The sequence below is a fragment of the Aldersonia sp. NBC_00410 genome, from assembly GCF_026342035.1.
In the GTDB taxonomy this organism is placed as follows: Bacteria; Actinomycetota; Actinomycetes; order Mycobacteriales; family Mycobacteriaceae; genus Aldersonia.
Window position 1 is genome coordinate 625,727 of record NZ_JAPENM010000003.1, and the last position, 18,703, is coordinate 644,429.

At 67.5% G+C, this 18,703-nt stretch carries 16 protein-coding genes; 8 read left to right on the forward strand and 8 right to left on the reverse strand.

The window, feature by feature from the left end:
* Positions 1-52 precede the first annotated feature (52 nt).
* From OG921_RS09985 to OG921_RS09995, 3 genes are all read left to right on the forward strand, one after another.
* Positions 53-1,294 carry a sodium:proton antiporter gene (locus OG921_RS09985; protein ID WP_266112228.1) on the forward strand — a complete coding sequence of 414 codons (1,242 nt, stop codon included), beginning with the start codon at positions 53-55 and terminating at the stop codon, positions 1,292-1,294.
* 106 nt (positions 1,295-1,400) lie between these two features.
* A complete protein-coding gene (locus tag OG921_RS09990) occupies positions 1,401-1,784 on the forward strand; it encodes a hypothetical protein (protein WP_266112229.1) in 384 nt (127 codons plus the stop codon).
* Entirely contained in the window at positions 1,781-2,368 is a 588-nt protein-coding gene (locus OG921_RS09995) for an AAA family ATPase (protein WP_266112230.1), read from the forward strand. The genes OG921_RS09990 and OG921_RS09995 overlap by 4 nt, the downstream gene beginning before the upstream one ends.
* A gap of 5 nt (positions 2,369-2,373) precedes the next feature.
* Here the strand turns inward: OG921_RS09995 and OG921_RS10000 are convergent, their stop codons facing one another.
* On the reverse strand, positions 2,374-3,981 hold the full coding sequence (locus OG921_RS10000; protein ID WP_266112231.1) for an MFS transporter: 1,608 nt from the start codon (positions 3,979-3,981) through the stop codon (positions 2,374-2,376).
* A gap of 175 nt (positions 3,982-4,156) precedes the next feature.
* On the opposite strand from OG921_RS10000, the gene OG921_RS10005 reads away from it, so the two are divergent.
* The 4 genes from OG921_RS10005 (at position 4,157) to OG921_RS10020 (ending at position 8,576) form a co-directional block, all read left to right on the forward strand.
* On the forward strand, positions 4,157-5,101 hold the full coding sequence (locus OG921_RS10005; protein ID WP_266112232.1) for an alpha/beta fold hydrolase: 945 nt from the start codon (positions 4,157-4,159) through the stop codon (positions 5,099-5,101).
* 231 nt (positions 5,102-5,332) lie between these two features.
* Positions 5,333-6,601, forward strand: coding sequence for an acyl-CoA dehydrogenase family protein (locus tag OG921_RS10010; RefSeq protein ID WP_266112233.1), 1,269 nt, complete (start codon positions 5,333-5,335; stop codon positions 6,599-6,601).
* A 49-nt stretch (positions 6,602-6,650) separates the two neighbouring features.
* On the forward strand, positions 6,651-7,832 hold the full coding sequence (locus OG921_RS10015) for an acyl-CoA dehydrogenase family protein (protein WP_266112234.1): 1,182 nt from the start codon (positions 6,651-6,653) through the stop codon (positions 7,830-7,832).
* Positions 7,833-7,853: 21 nt separating this feature from the next.
* On the forward strand, positions 7,854-8,576 hold the full coding sequence (locus OG921_RS10020) for a dienelactone hydrolase family protein (protein WP_266112235.1): 723 nt from the start codon (positions 7,854-7,856) through the stop codon (positions 8,574-8,576).
* Between the two features lie 50 nt (positions 8,577-8,626).
* Here OG921_RS10020 and OG921_RS10025 read toward each other — a convergent pair whose 3' ends face one another.
* From OG921_RS10025 to OG921_RS10050, 6 genes are all read right to left on the reverse strand, one after another.
* The gene (locus tag OG921_RS10025) at positions 8,627-9,337 is read right to left on the reverse strand and encodes an SRPBCC domain-containing protein (RefSeq protein ID WP_266112236.1); all 711 of its coding nucleotides are present in this window, start codon (positions 9,335-9,337) and stop codon (positions 8,627-8,629) included.
* Between the two features lie 11 nt (positions 9,338-9,348).
* Complete coding sequence (locus OG921_RS10030) at positions 9,349-10,050, reverse strand: SRPBCC domain-containing protein (protein WP_266112237.1); 702 nt, start codon at positions 10,048-10,050, stop codon at positions 9,349-9,351.
* A 1-nt stretch (position 10,051) separates the two neighbouring features.
* On the reverse strand, positions 10,052-10,681 hold the full coding sequence (locus OG921_RS10035; RefSeq protein WP_266112238.1) for a helix-turn-helix domain-containing protein: 630 nt from the start codon (positions 10,679-10,681) through the stop codon (positions 10,052-10,054).
* Between the two features lie 62 nt (positions 10,682-10,743).
* Complete coding sequence (locus tag OG921_RS10040) at positions 10,744-11,628, reverse strand: pseudouridine synthase (protein WP_266112239.1); 885 nt, start codon at positions 11,626-11,628, stop codon at positions 10,744-10,746.
* Between the two features lie 3 nt (positions 11,629-11,631).
* Positions 11,632-13,059, reverse strand: coding sequence for an HAD-IB family hydrolase (locus OG921_RS10045; protein ID WP_266112240.1), 1,428 nt, complete (start codon positions 13,057-13,059; stop codon positions 11,632-11,634).
* Entirely contained in the window at positions 13,046-15,445 is a 2,400-nt protein-coding gene (locus OG921_RS10050) for a glycerol-3-phosphate 1-O-acyltransferase (RefSeq protein WP_266112241.1), read from the reverse strand. Before OG921_RS10050 ends, OG921_RS10045 begins: the two co-directional genes overlap by 14 nt.
* Positions 15,446-15,621: 176 nt before the next feature.
* Here OG921_RS10050 and OG921_RS10055 point away from each other — a divergent pair, with 176 nt between their 5' ends.
* Positions 15,622-16,950 carry a salicylate synthase gene (locus OG921_RS10055; RefSeq protein ID WP_266112242.1) on the forward strand — a complete coding sequence of 443 codons (1,329 nt, stop codon included), beginning with the start codon at positions 15,622-15,624 and terminating at the stop codon, positions 16,948-16,950.
* A 22-nt stretch (positions 16,951-16,972) separates the two neighbouring features.
* Here OG921_RS10055 and OG921_RS10060 read toward each other — a convergent pair whose 3' ends face one another.
* A complete protein-coding gene (locus tag OG921_RS10060) occupies positions 16,973-18,622 on the reverse strand; it encodes a (2,3-dihydroxybenzoyl)adenylate synthase (protein ID WP_266112243.1) in 1,650 nt (549 codons plus the stop codon).
* Positions 18,623-18,703: the final 81 nt, after the last annotated feature.

Consider the following 18,703-nt stretch of genomic DNA (forward strand, 5'->3'; position numbering starts at 1 on the left):
TCGCGTGGGCATCGCTAGGGGCGCAGCAATCCGACTATGAGGCGGTGGCGACATGACGTGGGCGCTACCCGCGATCGCCGCAGTGTTGCTGGCCTACTCGGCAATCTCGAGGCGCAGCGCGGGCACACCGATCACCGCCCCGATCATCTTCACCGTCGCGGGCCTCGTCCTGGGGGCAACCGCGGTTGGACTGATCGACGTGCACGCCTCCGCGGAGGCGGTGAAACTGCTCGCCGAGGTGACCCTCACGCTGGTGCTGTTCGCCGATGCCTCCCAGGTCGACCTGTCCGCCCTACGTACCGAGATCGCGCTTCCCGCCCGGTTACTCGGAATCGGACTGCCCTTGACGATCGCGGCGGGATTCGGTGCCGCGCTGCTCGTACTCGACCTCACCTGGCCCGAGGCGTTGCTGCTCGCGGTAATACTCGCCCCCACCGACGCCGCCCTCGGGCAGGCCGTGGTAACGCTCCCGATCCTGCCGTCCCGGGTGCGACAGGGATTGAACGTCGAAAGCGGGCTCAACGACGGAATCTGCGTGCCACTGTTCCTCATCGTGCTCGAGATCGCGCAGGCCGAAGCCGGCGTCGCCGGAGGTGGCGCTCGCCTGCTCATCGAACAGATCGGGTATGGGATCCTCACCGGACTCGTCGCCGGGGGGATCGGCGCCGCGATCCTGATCACCGGCGGCCGAAGCCAGTTCGTCGACCCGTTGTGGGCGCGGATAATTCCCGTGGCGGCGGCACTGCTCGCCTATACCGCCGCCGTACCGCTCGGCGGCTCCGGGTTCATCGCCGCGTTCTTCGGCGGACTGACCTTCGGCGCGATCCGCCGCCGCGCCGGCGACAACGATGCGGACGAGGCCGACGTGCTGGACGCGGCAGGCGGGGTGTTCAGCGCCATGACGTTCATCGTCTTCGGTGCCGTCCTGCTCGGTCCCGCTCTCGACAATCTGTCCTGGGCGATAGCCGGCTACGCGGTGCTGAGCCTGACCGTGGTCCGGATGCTTCCCGTCGCGCTGTCGCTGATCGGGACGCATGCGCGCGCGCCGACCGTCGCATTCGTCGGCTGGTTCGGCCCGCGCGGGCTGGCCACAATCGTCTTCGTCATCCTCATTGTCGAAGAACCGGGCGAGCTACCGCATGAAGGGTTGCTGCTGACCACCGCGATCATCACCATCGCGATTTCGGTCCTGGCGCACGGGCTCAGCGCCGCGCCACTGGCCGACCGCTACGCCGGCTGGTTCCAGCGTCATCCCCACCTCGAGGACCGGCAGGCACCGAACACAGGAGGATGACGATGCCCGAGCAGGTTGCGCGACCGCAGATCAATGGGCGGCGCATCCTGTAGCAGGTAGCTACAATCGGTAGCAATCAGCTGCGCGCGCCGAAGAGGTGATCTTCATGCCCGATACGCCGGACAAGGTGACGCGCTTTGCTGCCGATTTGGTGGCGAGTGCGATGACCGAGGGGCGGCGACAGAACCGGACCGGGCGTCAGCAACTCGAACATTGGGCGCGGGTCGGCCGGGCGGTATCGGGAACGCACACCGCGGCGCGGCGGCGCGTGGAATCGGCGCTTTCGGGTCGGCTGCCGTTGGCGGAACTCGGCCCGGAGGAAGGCGCGGTCTTCAACGCCGAGATCACCGCGGCGATCGAGGAGCGGCTCGCCGGCAGCCACTACGGCATCGAACTCGCCGCCCAAGGCGTCACCACGGTGGCACTCGATGACGCCGGCAACATGGTCGAGCACCGACCCGACGGGACCAGCCGCGTTCTGCCCACGTGAAGCGTCTCGATCTGGTCGTCGGCTGCAACGGAGCCGGAAAGTCCACCTTCGTCGCGCTCACCCTCGCGCCGCTGTTACCGGGCTGCGCGTTCGTGAATGCCGACGAGATTGCCAAGAAGCGATGGCCAACCGACACGGCAGCACATTCCTACGACGCCGCCCGGATCGCGGCCGAGACCCGGATACGGCTGATCGGGTCGGGTAGGTCGTTCATCGCCGAAACCGTCTTCTCGCATCCGTCGAAACTCGAACTCGTCGCCCAGGCGCACGAGCATGGTTACACGGTCGCGCTGCATGCGCTGATCGTCCCGGAGGATCTGGCGGTCGAGCGCGTCCGCTACCGGGTGCAAGCGGGCGGACATCCGGTGCCGGAGGACAAGATTCGGCAGCGGTACCACCGTTTGTGGGCGCTCGTCGCGAACGCGATTTTGTGCTGCGACTGCGCCACCGTCTACGACAACAGTTCGGCGACCGGGCCGCGGATCGTCGCGCAGTTCAACGACGGTGACGTCGTGGGTGCGGCCGTCTGGCCCGCGTGGACGCCACCCGATCTGCGGGCGCCATGGCGCGAGGCGATCGAGTAGAGAAGTCAGTCGGCTTCCGGGACCAGTGTCTTCGGCGTGCGCCAGGCCAGGACCGCCGCGCCGACCAGCATGATCGCGCCGAGCAGGATCATGGCGTTGTTCATCGGCGTGACGAACGCGTGCTCGGCACCCTCGGCGATGCGGGCGGCGAGCGCGGGTTGCTGCTGTGCCCCGACTTGTTCCGCGACCGCCATCGCCTCGGCGAGCGAGCGGGAGACATGCTCGTGCAGTTGATCTGCCTGTGCGGCGATCTGCGCGCTCTGCTCGGTTCCGGCCAGTGGTGCGGTCGCGTGCATGACCTGATTGCGCGCGGCATCGGCGGTCGCCGCGATGCGATCGCTGTAGCCGGCCGCGACAATGCTGCCGGCCAGGGCGATGCCGATCGCGCCGCCGAGTTCGCGGGCCGTGTCGTTGATGGCGGAACCGATGCCCTGCCTGTCCTGCGGTGTGTTGACCAGGATCGCCGTCGTCGATGGTGCTGTGGCGATGCCGATTCCGACCGCCGTCAGTCCGAACGATGCACAGATCTGCCAGTACTCGCCGAGATTGAACACGCCGAGCAGGAGCAGGCCGATCCCGGCGAGGAGGATGCCGCTCGCGAGGATCGCTCGCAGTTCGAACCGCTCCGCGAGCCAGTTGCCGACGATCGCCATGCACATCAGCACGACCACCATCGGCAGCAACGCGACCGCGGATTTCAGCGGTGAATAGCCCATCACGAGCTGGAACCGTTGCAGCAGTAGGAAAAACGCGCCGAGCGAAGCAAAGAACTGCAGCGAGATGCAGAGCGCACCCGCCGAGAACGACCGGTTGGCAAACAGTGCGACATCGAGCAGGCGGCGCCGACCGTGCTGCTGCAGTCGGACGAACACGACGGCGAGCGCGAGTCCGCCGATCAGTGCGGTCAGCACGAGGGGGTCGAGCCAGCCGCGTTGCGGGGCTTCGATCAGTCCGCACACGAACACCGCGATCGCGAGGGCCGACGTTGTCGAACCGAGCCAGTCGAAGGCGGCGGGGTTCGGGTCTTTCGATGTCGGGATGGTGCATGCGAGTGCGGCAACCAGGCACCCGGAGATCGCGAAGGTGATGAAGACCGAGTGCCAGCTGAAGACTTCGAGCAGCAGGCCGGTGACGAAGAATCCGGCGATCGCGCCCGCGCCGCCCACGCCTGCCCAGATGCTGATCGCGATAGGTCGTTTGTCCTCGGGTACGCCTGCCGAGATCAGTGAGAGAGTCGCGGGCATCGCCATTGCCGCGCCGACGCCGGCGAGGCAGCGCGTCGCGATGAAAATGGTCGGATCGCTGGTGCCTAGGGGCAGCACCGACGCGATCGCGAACACCACAAGCCCGACGACCAGGATCTCCCGCCGGCCGAAGCGGTCCCCGATGGCCCCGGCGGGCAGCAGCAACGCGGCCAAGCAGAGGGTGTAGCCGTCGATGATCCAGGTCAGCTGGTTCGAGCTGGCGTGCAGTTCGGGAGCCATATCGGGCAACGCGGTATTCAGCGCGGCCATCGCAGCGACGACGATGCTCAACGCCGCGCAGGCCACGCCGACCAGCCACACGGTGGCGAAGTCGAGCCGATTGCTCGCTGGTGCGGTGGTCGTCTGCATAGGCTCGATTCGATTCTGGGGGCGGTTCTTCGGGCCGATCTTGATCGCGAACATACACCGGGCGTGGTTTGTATGGTCTGTCGTTCCCGTCACATCTGCGGTCACGGGAAGGATATATGTTACTTTCGGTACCGCTAATTGTGCGGTGCGCACGGACTCTGGAGAGGAAGCCGAGATGGTCACACGTCTAACGGTGCGCAACGGGGACGTCGACATCGCGGTGTTCGAAGAAGGCAACCCGGACGGCGAGGTGGTGTTGCTGTTGCACGGGTGGCCGGACAGCCATCACCTGTGGCGCAACGTCGTCCCCTACCTGACCGATCGGTTCCGCGTGGTGAGCGTCGACAACCGGGGGCATGGTGAGTCGACCGACCCGCCCGGTACGCGGTCCATCTCGGTGGACAACTTCGCGTCCGACTACGCGGCGGTGATCGACGCGGTCAGCCCCAACCGCCCGGTGCACGTGCTCGCGCACGACTGGGGCAGCGTCGCGTTCTGGGAGGTGGTGACCGGTCCCGACGCCGTGCGCCGCGTCGCCTCCTTCAACTCGGTGTCGGGGCCCAGCCTCGGCCATGTCGCCGCGTGGGCGCGGACCCGCCTGCGCCGGCCCACGCCGCGCAACCTCGCCCCGCCGCTCGCCGCGGCGCTGTCGTTCTCCTACTCGGCGTTCTTCGCGCTGCCGGTATTGCCGAAGGTCGTACTCGGCCGCGGAAACGCCGAATGGCGATGGCGGCGCTTCGTCTCGCGGGTTGAGCGGGTCCCGCGCGATCGGATTGCGCTGGCCCCGACCTTCAAGCACGACATCGTCAGCGGGCTGCGTATCTATCGCACAGTGCTGCTCGCTCGGCGCACCAATCCGCTTACCGCGGAAGGGCTTTCCACTAAGGTTCCGGTGCAGTGCATCATCGGCAAGCGCGATCCGGCGGTCCGGCAGTCCTGCTACGCCGACGAAGCATTGTGGGCGGACCGGGTGTGGCTGCGAGTGGTCCGGGGCGGGCACTGGCTGCCGTTCTCGCATCCCGAATTGCTCGCCGGCGCGACCATCGAACTCATCGACGAGGTTTCCGGTGCGGCCGGCTCGCCGGCCCTGGAACGCATTCGTCTGACGGCTCGGGCGTAGACAGCCACGAGCCGCACCGCGGCCGGCGAAGGCAACCCCGGGTCGCACAGTTTCCGGTGCGCCGCATGCGCTTCCGCATGCCGGCGCCTGTGCGCGGCGACAGCAAGTGTGCGTCGGGCCGGGGTGTCCGCCGAGATATCGAATCACCGCAATCCAAATGCGTGACGAACGGTTGTACCGGGACCACGGTGAGCGTGACCAGACCCTGTCCTCCCGAGGAGGCTCACCCCCATGTCTGTACAGACAGCAAACCAGCGAGACGCTGGTTCGTCGGCCGCTACTCTCACCGCGCCTTTGGCGACCCCGGAATGGACGAATGTCCCTGCCGGGCACGATGAATGGGTCGCTCGAGCGGCCGAAGTCGCCGCGATCGTCGCGACGACGTCGCTACAGCGCGACCGCGCCGCCGCCGATCCGGTCGCCGAGATCGACGTCATCAAGAAGGCCGGTCTGCTTGGGCTGCAAGGTCCGATCGAGTACGGCGGCGGCAGCGCCGACTGGGCGACAGTCCTCGACGTGGTCGCGGAGTTCGCCAAGGTCGAGGGATCGCTGGCCAATATCCTGGGTTGGCATTACGCCTACTTTTGGTTGTTCCGCTCGTTCGGCACCCCCGAGCAGCAGTTGCGGTGGGAGCGCGAGGTCACCGAGGGCAGGTTGCTGCTCGCCGGCATCGCCAACTTCCGCGACGATCCGATCGGTGCTGTGGACGAGGGCGATCGTCTCGTGCTCAACGGCGGAAAGCAGTTCAATACCGGACTGCCGGTCTCGGACCGGATCGTGATCGGCGTGGCGCTCGCCGGGACCACCGATGTGTTCTTCGTCCTCGCGGACACCAAGCAACCGGGCATCATCTACGGAAACGACTGGGACACCCTCGGCCAACGCTCCACCGGGAGCGGCAGTGCCCGCGTCGAGGCGGTAACGGTCCCGTGGAGCGAGGCAATCGGCTTCGCCGACAAGCAGTTTCAACCGCGAGGGGCGAACCTGACGCCGGGCCTCACTTCGCAGACGCTGATGCCGACCTTCTACGTTTCGCTCGCGCGCGGCGCCCTCGACCGGGCCGTGCAGTACGTCCGGACCAGTTCGCGTTCGTGGTTGCACTCGGAGTACGAACGGGCGGTCGACGAACCGCACGTCGTCGACGGGTTCGGCGAGCTGCAAGCACATTTGCTCGCCGCCGAGGCGTTCCTGCGCGAGGCGTCGGCGAAAGTGTCGGCCGCACTCGACCATCCCGACGACATCACCGCGGAGTACCGGGCCGAACTCGCTGCGCTGCTGTCCGCGGTCAAGACCGTCGCGGTGGAGACCGGAATCGAGGTCACCACGACAATTTTCGAGTTGGTCGGTGCTCGCGCGACCGCGCACCGCTACGAACTCGACCGGTTCTTCCGCGATCTGCGGACCCAGAGCCTGCACGACCCGGTTGCCTACAAGCGCCGCCAGGTCGGGGCGTACCTGCTGCGCGGCGAGGCGCCGCCGGCGGTGGACTGGTACTCGTAACCCCAGGCATTGCACCAGTCGGCGAATCACACCCCTCCAGAAGGAAATCATGACCACCACATCGCTGCCCGCACCCGAGACGCAGTTTGCGCTCGATGAGGAACTGCTGGCCCGGATCGCGGATCGGGCCGACCGCTACGATCAGGCCGGGGAGTTCTTCATCGACGACTTCACCGAACTGCGTGACGCCGGCTACTACCGCGCGCCGGTGCCGGCCGAGTTCGGCGGAGCCGGCCTGAGCCTTGCCGAACTGGCCCGGTGGCATCGGCGGGTGGCCTACCGCTCGTCCTCGACCGCGCTGGCGTCGGGGATGCATCTGTTCTGGGTGGGTGCCGCGGCCGATCTGCACCGCGCCGGTGACCATTCGGCAGACTGGCTGCTCGAGGCTGTCGCCGACGGCGCGATCATCGCCGCCGGCCACAGCGAGAGCGGCAACGACCTGGGACTCGGCGGTTCGACGACCAAGGCCGAGCCACAGCCCGACGGTGGGTACCGGTTCACCGGGCACAAGCATTTCACCTCGCTGTCTCCGGTGTGGACCCACCTCGGTGTGCACGGCCGCGATACGTCCGATCCGGCGGTCATCGTGCACGCCTTCCTCGACCGAGCCGATCCCGGTGCGCGCACAGTGGAGAACTGGAATACCTTCGCGCTGCGGGCGACTCGCAGCGACGACACCGCACTCGACGGCGCGTACTCGCCGGCGGACCGGGTGATCGCGCGGACGGGTCCCGATCTACCCGAGAGCGCCTACCTCGCAAGCGTGGCCGCTTGGGCGCTGACGCTGACCTCCAATGTGTACCTCGGCATCGGTCAGCGCGCGTTCGACACAGCGGTCGCCGCGACGGCGCGGCCCTCGGCCAAGCTCGGCGGCGCGGCGCGGGCCACAGACCCGCTGGTGCAGGCCGCGCTTGCCGATGCCGTCGTCGAACTCGACAGTATCGAGGCGCATCTGGACACGGCAGCGCGCGAATGGACGCAGCACCCGCACGGGAGCATCGCCTGGGGGCGGAGGTTGCAGTCGGCGAAGCAGCACGCCACCATCGGCGCCAAGCGCGTCGTCGATGCGAGCCTGCAACTCGTCGGCGGCCGTGCGTTGCACCACGGTTCGACGATCGAGCGGCTCTATCGCGATGTCGCGGCCGGCGTCCTGCACAATCCGACACCGGACACGATCCGCGCGACGCTGGGATCACCGAATTTCGTTGCGCTCGAGACCTTCGACCGCTGAGCACAGGAGCCGCATCACACTATGAGTGACCTGACCGAGGAACTGCGCGCCAAGGCCGTTACCGGCGAGGACAGCGAGCACAACGTCACCTTCCCCAGCGGCGCACGCGAGGTGCACGGCTACCTCGCGTTGCCACCGGCGGGGTCGGGACCCGGGCTCATCGTCATCCAGGAATGGTGGGGCCTGACCACCCATATTGCGGACCTCGCCCGGCGCTTCGCGCAGGAGGGCTTCGTCGCGTTCGCGCCCGATCTGTTCGGTGGCCGCACCACGCACGACTCCGCCGAGGCGGCCGGGTTGCTCGAGGCGTTGCCGGTCGAGCGCGCCGCGGCCGATCTTGCGGGCGCCGTCGACTTTCTGCTGGACAACCCTGCCGTACAGGGGGATTCGGTATCGGCAGTCGGTTTTTGCATGGGTGGCGGATTCGTGCTCGTGCTCGCCGCGCAACAGGGCGAAAGAATCGCAAAAGCCGTGCCGTTCTACGGACTCCCGCGCGTCCCACAGGACTACTCGGACCTGCGCGCCGACGTGCTCGGGCACTACGCGCTCGACGATGCGTGGCTCGACCGGACCGATGTCGACGCCGTCGCGCAGCAGATTCGCGACGAATCGGGCCGCGACGTGCGGATCGAGTTCTACCCGGCCGGGCATGCGTTCGTCAACGACGAAAACCCGCTGGGCACATATGACAAGGAGCAGGCCGACCTGGCGTGGCAGCGGACCGTCGAATTCCTGCGCAGCTGAGCCCTATTCGGATCAGCCCAACGATCGCGCCGGGTGCGTGAGCAGACGGCTCAGGCGTAGAGCGCGTCCAACCAGTTCTGCCACGCGGTCTGCTGTCGATCGCCGTCGGTCCGGGCACCGAACAGATGGTGCGCGGCATCGACGGTGGCGCCGAAGCTGTCCCGACCGTAGAAGCGGTAGAGCGCGTCCGCCGAGCGGAGTCCGAGGAACCACTCGTTGCGATAGTCGATCACGGCGTCGATGTGGTCGAGGCCGGGAATGTCCAGTGCGACAGGGGCGCCGGGGGCGGCCGCCGCGGAGATGCCCAACGCCGGAGGCAGGCGATCGAACGACCCGGGTGCTCCGGAGCTTTCGGGACCGTCCGCGGCGATGTAGGTCACCGGTCGCCCGGCGAAGTGGTCCAGGTACTCGCCGAGGCTGTGCAGGTAGAAGTCGGTGTGCTTGCTGGCGCCGTCGTACTGGGCCTCCCAGTCGTCGGTCATGATCCCCGAATGGACATACCGCACCACCGCGGTTCCGCCGTCATGTGCCTCGATGATGTGCTCGAGCGCGTTGAACCAGCCGTCGGGACCGTCCTGGCGCACCGCAAGGTGATGCGGTGGGTCCCACGTCCGCACCGGGTTCGCCGGATCGGGGTCGGCGGGGTTTACCGCGGGGGTGGGGAACATCCAGCCCGCGGTGCCCTCGGTCACGGCCGCGAAGACCTGTTCCGGCGTTGCGGGCAGCACCACCTCGCGTTCGATACGGAATTCGTGTGCCATCGACCCCTCGCTCATTCGTAGATGCCGTCCAGCCAAGCCTGCAGCGCCTTCTCGATTGTGTCCGGGTCGGATTCGGCGAAAACATGAGCCGACATCCCGACCGGGCCGCCCCAGGCGTTGCGTCCGAAGAAACGGTACATCGCGTCCTCGGTGCGTAGGCCGATGAAATTGGAATTGGCAAAATCGACCGTCGCGTCCAGGACCCCGAGTCCCGTGACGTCGATGCGCACGCGCTGCCCGACTGCTTCGACACCCAGCGCCGAGCGCAGTTTCGCGAACCCGTCCGGCGTGGCCGAGGCCTCGGATGCGTTGACATCGACGTAGGTGGCGGCGCGGCCGGGGAAGTGGTCGACGTATTCACCGAGCGTGTGCAGGTAGAAATCGGTGTGTCTGTCGCACGCGGCAAACTGCACGTCCCACACGTCGTCCTCGAGGACGCTGCGGTGCTGGTAGCGCAGCCGGCTGCCGGTCTCGGTTGGCTCGATTTCGTAGTCCAGCGTGTTGTACCAGGCGCTTTCGTCGCCGACCGCGACGGTGAGCCGCCGGCCCGGCACCCATCGCGCAGTCTTGGCGTCGCCGTTGTCGCCGCCGACCGCGGGCTCGATCTCGCTCGGGAACATCCACCCGCCGGTGCCGGTGCTGACCGCCTCGAAGACGGTGGCCGGATCGGCAGGTAGGTCGACGACGCGATCGAGCTCGAATGGCTTCAACATCTCAGTTCTCCTTCGGACCTGTGGTTTTTGGATCAGTGGGATTCGGATCAGGGGTTTTCGGGGTGGGATGCAGTGCGACGACGAGCCGGTGCCTGCGCCCGCCGCTCGCGTTCTCCCGGTGGTACTTGCCGACCAGTGCGGCAATGGTGCTGCCGAGTTCCTCGGCGAAGGCGGCCCGATCGGCGGCCGTCGCGAAAGTGATCTCGGAGTCGATGCCATAGGTGGCCAACGGCTTTCCGGCGGCGTCGGCTCCGGTGATGAGCGTGCCGAGCTCGCGAATCATTCGCGCGCCGACCGCGAGTAGCCAGCGCGCCGACAGCTGGTTGGGTCGGCGCGAGGGATCGGGCGCGACTGCGGGCAACGCCGCCGGCGAGATGACGTACGACGCGGCCGTGGCCTGCAGTACGCGCTCGACCATATTGCCCTTCTTGCGCTCCTCGATGAGTTCGACGAGCCCGTGCTCTTCGAGCGCGCGCAGGTGATAGTTCGCCTTCTGCCGAGTCAGGCCCAGCGATGAGGCGAGGCTCGACGCCGAGCCCGGTGTGGACAGCGCGGCGAGCAGCCCGGCCCGAATGGGGTGCAGCGATACCTCGGCGGCGGCGCCATCCTCGATGGCTGCGATCTCGTGCATGCCACCAGACTGCTACCGACTAATAGATTTGTCAAGACAGTATTTGCTGTCGGTGGTCGGGCTCAGTCCGGCCAGGCGAGCTCGCGCCGACTCGCGAAGCTCCGGCGAGATCCGGTGTGCGGATCATCGAAGGAGATCGAGCGGGCGAGCAGCCGCAACGGGTTGCGGTAGTCGTCCGGCGCGATGTCGAGCACCGTCGGGTACAGCGGGTCGCCGACGATCGGGATGCCGAGGGAGTTCAAATGCACGCGCAGCTGATGGGTCTTGCCGGTGGTCGGCAGCAGCCGGTAGCCGGCCACGGCGCCGCGTGATTCGACCAGCTCGACCCGGGTCGCACTGTTGGCCTGGCCCGGAATCTGGAGAGCCTGCAACACACCGGGTCGTTTGACGATGTGGCTGCGCACCGTCGTCGGCAGCCGCAGGTCCGGATCGAACCCGGCGATAGCCTCGTACTCCTTGTCGACGCCCCGCTGCGCGAACAGCATTTGGTACGCGCGCCGCGCCCCGCGATGCACGGTGAACAACAGCACCCCGGCGGTCAGCCGGTCGAGCCGATGCGCGGGTGAGAGCTCGGGCAGGTCGAGTTCGCGGCGCAGCCGGACCAGCGCCGTCTCGGCAATGAAGCTGCCACGCGGGGTACTTGCCAGGAAGTGTGGCTTGTCGATTACGAGCAGGTTGTCGTCGCGATATAGAATTTCGACCTCGAACGGCACCCGCGCCTCGATGGGTGGATCGCGGTACAGGTAGACGAAATCTCCACTTCGGTAAGGGGTTTGCGCAGATATGGGGGCACCTCTGCCGTCCACGACCTCCGCGGCGTCGACCTTCTCGTGCAGGCGCACGGTATCGGTCGGGAAGCGGTCGAGTAGGTAGTCGAGCACGGTCTGCCATTCGCCCGGCGGCAACCGGAGGCGGCTCGGATTGAGCCCGTCGCGCACCGGCAGCACGGGTCAGTCCTTCGGCCAGTCGAGCAGCGCCTCGGCGAACAGTTGCCTGACCTCGGCCACGTTGGAGTCCAGGTGAGCGGGGTCCCAGTCGCTCACATCGATGGGTTCGAGAACCGCAACGTCGATGGTGCCTTGACGGACCGCTCTGGCATTGCGCCAATAGATTTCGCCCGCGTTGCGGATCACCACCGGAATGATCGGGACGCCGGCCTGGATGGCGATGTGGAACGCGCCCTTCTTGAACTCGCCGAGGCGCGGCGTGAGCGACCGGGTGCCCTCCGGCGCGACGATGACCGATACCCCGGATTTCAGCGTGTCGACGACCGGGCCGAGTTCGGAGCGGGCCTTCTCCGAGTGCTGCCGGTCGATGAATGTCGCGCCACCGAAACGCAGCAGTGGGCCGAACAGCGGATTGGTTGCCATCTCCTTCTTGACGAGACCGGTGAACCCACCGCCGAGCACATGGCCGAGCACGAGCAGGTCGAACTCGCTCTGATGATTGAAGATGAAGACCGCAGGCCGAGGTGTGCGGGTGTGGAGTTTCCCGATCGTGTGGATGTGGACCCCGGCCGCCAGCAACGCGAATGTCGAGCCGTTCGCGATCATGCCGTCCGCCATGTCTTGCCGACTGCGGCCGAGGTTCGCCGTAATGCCGAGCGCGGCACCACCGAACAGCCCCGCATATGCGGCGGCGGTATGGGCGAGTTGGATCGGACCGGCGGATCCGCGGGGACGCAACCGAATTGCGGGCCAACCCTTTTCGCTCGCGATCCGGGTGAGGCCTTTGTCCGGATTGAGCGCGGTCGGCGTGCCGACCATACCGAGGAACGCTTCGTCCTCGGTGCCGTTGGCGTAGGCGTAGCTGCTGTCGAGGTCGATATCGCGCTCGTCGGCGAACTCGCCCACCGCGGCCGCTTTGCCCTCGGCCCACAGGGTGCGCCCGGAGATGCGTCCGGTGGCGATCCCGTTGCGGAACTCGACCGGCGTGGCGAGAACGTTCGGAATGCCGAGTTCCTCTGCAGCAGGGGCGATCTGGAACCAGGTCGCGGACGAGGCAACGACCAGGGTGTGGCCGGCGGCTTCGTGCGCGCGCAGCAGTTGCCACACCTCCGGGTAGATCTGCCCGGCGATCTCGTGCATGAACAGCCGCCGGGACAACGTCGCGAGCTCCTCCTCGGTATGGCCCGCATAGGCTTTGAGCGCGGCGTGCACGAACCGCTCGAAGTCCTTCTCCGTCGACGTCCCGCGTATGCCCGCGTAGGCCGTCTCGGCTAGTTGCAGCGGGCTGACCTTGCGGGAGCGGATCAGGTCTTTGTAGAAGTTAGCGCCGGAGAAGCCATCGATGAGCGTCCCGTCGTAGTCGAAGAACGCACCGATTTTCGGTCCTTGCGGGCCGTTGCGGACCCGGTCGATTGCGCTAGCCAATTCCACGGGTCAGCCTCCGGTTCGACGGATCGAGCAGCGCGGCACGGACGGTTCGAGCGGAGATGGCACGCAGGTCTGCCGCGAATTCGTCCCGCCGCGCGGCAAGCCCGTCCGGATGCGCGGCGGACACGTCGTTCGACGGGCCGAGCAGCCCGCGATTGCCCGCGAGCCGGACCGCCGCCGCGAACAGTTCGGACGACACCGATTCGGGACTATGCAGCCGCGCCTGCAAAAGCATCTGCCGACCGACGCCGACGCACTCCTTGATGAGCGCCTTGCGATCGGTCACGGCGTCGTCGCCGCGCAGGCACAATCGCTCGGCGACGACGAGTTGCGCGTCGAAGAAGGACCGCAAGGTGCGATGCACCATCATGAACCCGGTCGCGGTGAGGCGGTCGAGCAACTCGAGCGCAGGGGACGAGTCGGTCTCCCAGTCCGGGTCGATCAGGTCGATCTCGGCCTTCATCTGCTCGCGGAAGGTCTCCCGGTCGGGAAAGAAGAACTCGTATTTGAGCAGATCGCGCAATCGTTCGGCTTCCGCCCAACCCTGCTCGAACGGTAGGACGCCGGGATTCTCCGCGGCGGCCAGCGCGGAGAGTTCGAGCAGGGCGCGGTTGACGAACCAGTGCACGCCGCTATTGCGGTAGAAGGCCGCGATCAGATGCTGGCCGGGCTCGATCGAGTACACCGGTTCGTCGCCGCCGGCGTAGATCGTCACGACCTTGGCCGCGGCGAGTTCCTCGAGCACGCTGACCATGCCGGCATTGCTGCGCAACAGGTCGAGGTCACCCTTGGGGATACCGCGCTTCTCGATGTAGTCGAGGACCGGGACCACCGCGGCGCGAACCTCCTCGCCGGTGAGCGCGCGATCCTTGACGCCGAGTAACGCGAGGGTGACGACGGCATTCACCGTGACCGGTGTGACGTTGTTGATGCCGACGGCGAGCTCGAATGCCAGCTTCTGCACCGCGAGTCGGGCTTCCTCGCTTTCCGGGTCCGGCGTGGCGCTGCGCTCGTCCACGGACTCGAACGGATCTCCGTGCGCGGCAAGGCGTTCGCGGGCAGACAGGGCACCACCGAATCGGACGTAAACCTTGCCCGCCGATTTTTGTTGGCTACGAATGTAATTGACGAACCAGCTGATGCCCTCCGCACGCTTGTCGCCGCCGAGTTGCTCGAACGCGATCGCGCCGAGTTCGTTGAGCCGTTCGTAGGTGATGGACACCGGCACCAGCAGCACGTCGTCGACCTTGCGGGTCCGCACCGCCGAGGCCAGGTAATTGAGCAGTCCGTAGCGCGGCGGCCGGAGCTTGCCGGTACGGGTGCGGCCGCCCTCGAAGTACCACTCCAGGTTGAACCGTTTGCCCAGGAGATATGCCAGGTACTCCGCGACCGACGCCTTGTAGACCTCATCGTCGCCGAAGCTGCGGCGGATGAAGACCGCCCCGCTCAGCCGCGCGAGGGTGCCGATCGGCCAGAAGTTCAGGTTCGCGCCGCCGATCAGATGGCTCGGCGGAAAATCGTTGCGCGCCAGCACTTCATCCAGGACGAACGGATCGACATAGGACCGGTGCGACGGTAGGAAGACCAGCGGGTGGCGGGTGTTGAGCCGGCGCAGCTCCGCCAGGCCGGTTTCGTCCGCCTCGATCTGCCATGCCGCGGCGTGCAGGGGACGCATCGCCTGCGAAAACAGGTCGGAGATGAGCGCGGTCTGGGTTGCGACCATGCCGCGCAGATTGCTCTCCGCGCGCCGGTAGGCCTCGCCGTGATCGATGCCGATCTCGTCGGCGATTCCGTCGAGCTGGGCACGGTACTCGGTGGACTCCATGATTTCCTCGGCGACGTGCTGAGGGACCTTGTACCGATCGCCGATCACGGAGCGTTCGGCACGGTCGAGCGCGAGCCGGGCCGCGCGAATGATCGAGCGGGCCAGCGCGGACTTGGTGAGCTCGCGGCCGTCCTCGCTGTAGCGGGCGCGCAGTTCGCTGAGTCTGGCCGGTTGTCCGGTGAGCACCCGATGCCGGTCGGGTGCGTTGCGCACGATCCAGCGCTGCATCAGGCGATGCGGTGCGCGTGGATTGGAGAAGATGAGGTCGGAGAAATGTGCTCGGCGTATGCCGTCCCGTTCGGGCGGCAGCCACAGCACCCGGACCGGCAGCACCAGGGGATCGTCGGCGCGCCGGATGAGCCGTTCGGCGACGTCGTCGGGGTCGAGGTCGAGACGATCGTCGGGCGTGGGCAGGTCGAACTGGGCGCGCAGCCCGTCGCCGGCCAGCCATTGTGCGATGACGTCGCGTTCGACCGTGGTCGACACGTCGACGAGCACAACGACCGGAGGTGGTTCGGAACCGGACCGGTCGGCCGAGGGGCGATCGGTGAGTTCCTGGGTCATCTGGCGCCTCCGAGTAAGTCGAGGTCTCCATTCTCCCGTTGCGCGCCGGTTCGGCGCAGCGATATTGCCGCACCGCGGTGCCCTTCGAATCGAGTTGATCGCTCGCATATCAACACCAGGGAAGGTAATGCTAACCTCAGAACCCAGGTACTAAGGTCGCCCTAATTGGAGGACAGTTGTCGCCCACGGACGAACATCTGCGCATCGACGTCGCGCTCGACCCTGCCGCCGTGGTCGCGAAACTGGCTGCGTCGGGGCTCTTCGCCGACTATGCGGTGTACGAGCGGCACGGGGAATGGCTGTTCGCCGGCGACGCGATCGGCAGCGTCCTGCTCGACACCGAGCAGGTGCGGATCTCCTGGGCGGCAACGACCGAGGCCGACGTCTGGTCCGGTCGGCCTGCGCACGTGCTCGGCGCCGCGTTGGCGAAGCTGCAGGAGATCGCGCCGGAGGCGAGCGGCCACCGCGCTATCGGCTGGCTGGGCTTCGAGTCCTGTGCCTACGCACTCGGCGCCGAGCGACACCTCACCGGCCGGATCCCGCTGGCACACTTGATGGTTCCGCGGATCGAAGTCCGGGTTACCGATACCGGCGTGCAGATCAGCGGCGGGACACCGGACGAGCACGAGGCGATCCGGGCACTGGCGCTGCAGGCCGCGGCCGACGAGCTGCCTCGGGGTGCCGAACTGGACATCCGCATCGATCCGACGAACTACCGCGAACGAGTCGCCACGGCGGTCGCCGAGATCGAACGGGGCAGCTACCAGAAGGTGATCCTGTCGCGGAAGGTCGATATCGGTTTCCCGGTCGACATGCCGGCGACCTATCGACTGGGGCGTCGGCACAACACTCCGGCGCGATCGTTCCTGTTCCGGCTCGGCGACCTCGAGGCCACCGGCTTCAGTCCGGAACTGGTCGCCTCCGTCGACGAGCTCGGCGAGGTGACCACCGAGCCGCTCGCCGGGACACGGGCGTTCGGGCGGGGTGCGGACGTCGACACCGCCGCGCGGATCGACCTCGAATCGGATCCGAAGGAGATCGTCGAACACGCGGTGTCGGTGCGCACGTCGTTCGCCGAGATTGCTTCGGTCGCGGAGCCCGGCACCACCGCCGTCTCGGAATTCATGACGGTGCGCGAGCGCGGCAGCGTGCAGCACCTCGCCTCGACCGTGCGCGGGCGCCTCGCCGCGGACCACACCGGCTGGGAAGCGCTCGATGCGCTCTTCCCGTCGGTGACCGCTTCCGGAATTCCCAAGCGGGACTGCGTGGATGCGATCTTCCGGCTCGACGGCGAACCGCGCGGGCTGTACTCGGGTGCCGTGCTTTCGGTCGGGTCCGACGGTTCCTTCGAGGCGACGCTGGTGCTGCGCGCGGCCTACCAGACGCCGCAGGGTGCGTGGCTGAGGGCGGGCGCAGGCATCATCGGGCAGTCGCGCCCGGAACGCGAATTCGAGGAGACCTGCGAGAAGCTGAGCAGCGTGAGCCCCTACCTGGTGGCACGGTAGGACCGCGCAGAGAACGCTTTCGCTACGGCGCGATCTGCTTCGATAGCGTGCGCTTGTCGATCTTGCCGACCGCGGTCACCGGCAGCGTGTCCAGCTGCGCGATCAGGTCGGGCAGCTTGTAGGTAGCCAGCCCGCGATCGAGCAGGAACGCCTTGAGCTCGGCGAGCGTTGGAAGCGTATCCGCCGCGGGAACCATTGCCGCGCATACCCGTTCGCCGAGTGATTCGTCGGGAATACCGACCGCGGCAGCATGGCGTACCGCGGGATGGGCGAGTAGATGGTCTTCGAGTTCGTCGCACGAGATGTTCTCACCGCCGCGGTTGATCACGTCCTTCACCCGACCGGAAACCACCAGGTGCCCGCTCGGCAACCGGCGCACCAGATCACCGCTGCGGTAGAACCCGTCGGCGGTGATCGCCCGTTCGTTGTGTGCGGGCGCCCGGTAGTAACCCCGGATCGTGTACGGCCCACGGGTCAGCAGTTCACCCTCCGCGCCCGCGGCGACATCGCGGCCGCCTTCGTCGACGATGCGGATTTCGTCGTGCGTCGACAACGGACGACCCTGGGTGCGCAGGACCAACTCGTCCGGATCGTCGAGCCTGGTGTAGTTGAGCAGGCCCTCCGCCATGCCGAACACCTGCTGCAGCCGGGCGCCGAGCGCCGGTGTCACCTCGGCGGCGTTGCTGTCCGCCAGCCGGGCCCCGCCGACCTGCAGCAGCCGCAGCGAACTCAGGTCCGCGTCCTCCCACTCCGTTGCGGCGCACCAGAGTTGGGCCAGCGGTGGCACCACCGCGGTCACGGTCACCCGGTGGCGTTCGATCGCGGCGAACGCGCTCTCCGGGCTCGGGTCGTCGGTGAACGCGATGGCACCGCCGACGGTGATGGTGCCGAGGATGCCCGGGCAGGCGAGCGGAAAGTTGTGTGCGGCAGGCAGTGTCGCCAGGTACACGTCCTCGGCGGTGAGCGCGCACACCTCGGCGCTGGCCCTGGCGTTGTAGGCATAGTCGTCGTGGGTGCGCGCGATCAGCTTCGGCAGTCCGGTCGTGCCGCCCGAGACGAGCAGCACCGCGATGTCCGACGGGTCGGGGTCGGCGAGCGCACGGGCCGGGCGGGGGACCTCGGACAGCGCGGTGAAGGGGCCGGGATCGCCGACCACGAAGACGTGCTCGAGGGTCGGCACGCGATCGCGAACGGTCTGTGCGAGTTCGCGGTAGTCGAAGCCGGCATGGCTGTCTGCGATCACATAGCCGATGGCCTCGGCGACCTCGGCGAGATGGCCGATCTCTGCGGCGCGATGGGCGGGCAGGCAGAGCACCGGTATCGCGCCGGCGCGCAGCAGGCCGAAAAGCGCCACGGCGAACTCGGGCCGGTTCGGCAGCTGCACGACCACCCGGTCGCCCGGCGCGATGCCGCGGTCGGCGAATCCGGCGGCCATTTCGTCGGCCGCATCGTCGAGTGCGCGGTAGCTGTGTGCGCCGTCCGCGGTGAGCAAGGCGGTCGCATCGGGTCGCTGCGCTGCTGCGTCGCGCAGCAATGAGCCGAGCGTCGTGCCGCGCCAGTAGCCGGCCTCGCGGTACACCGCCGCCAGGTCGTCGCGGAACGGGACGAACCCGTCCCGGTGCGGCCGCCCAGTGGTGGCAGCAGCGGTGGCGGTCACGGATTCCTGGTGCATGACGCCTCACGTTCGCGTACGGAAATACCATCTGTGTGTACTAAGGTAAGGCAAGCCTACTCAGGTGGCTAAGCTGTCGGT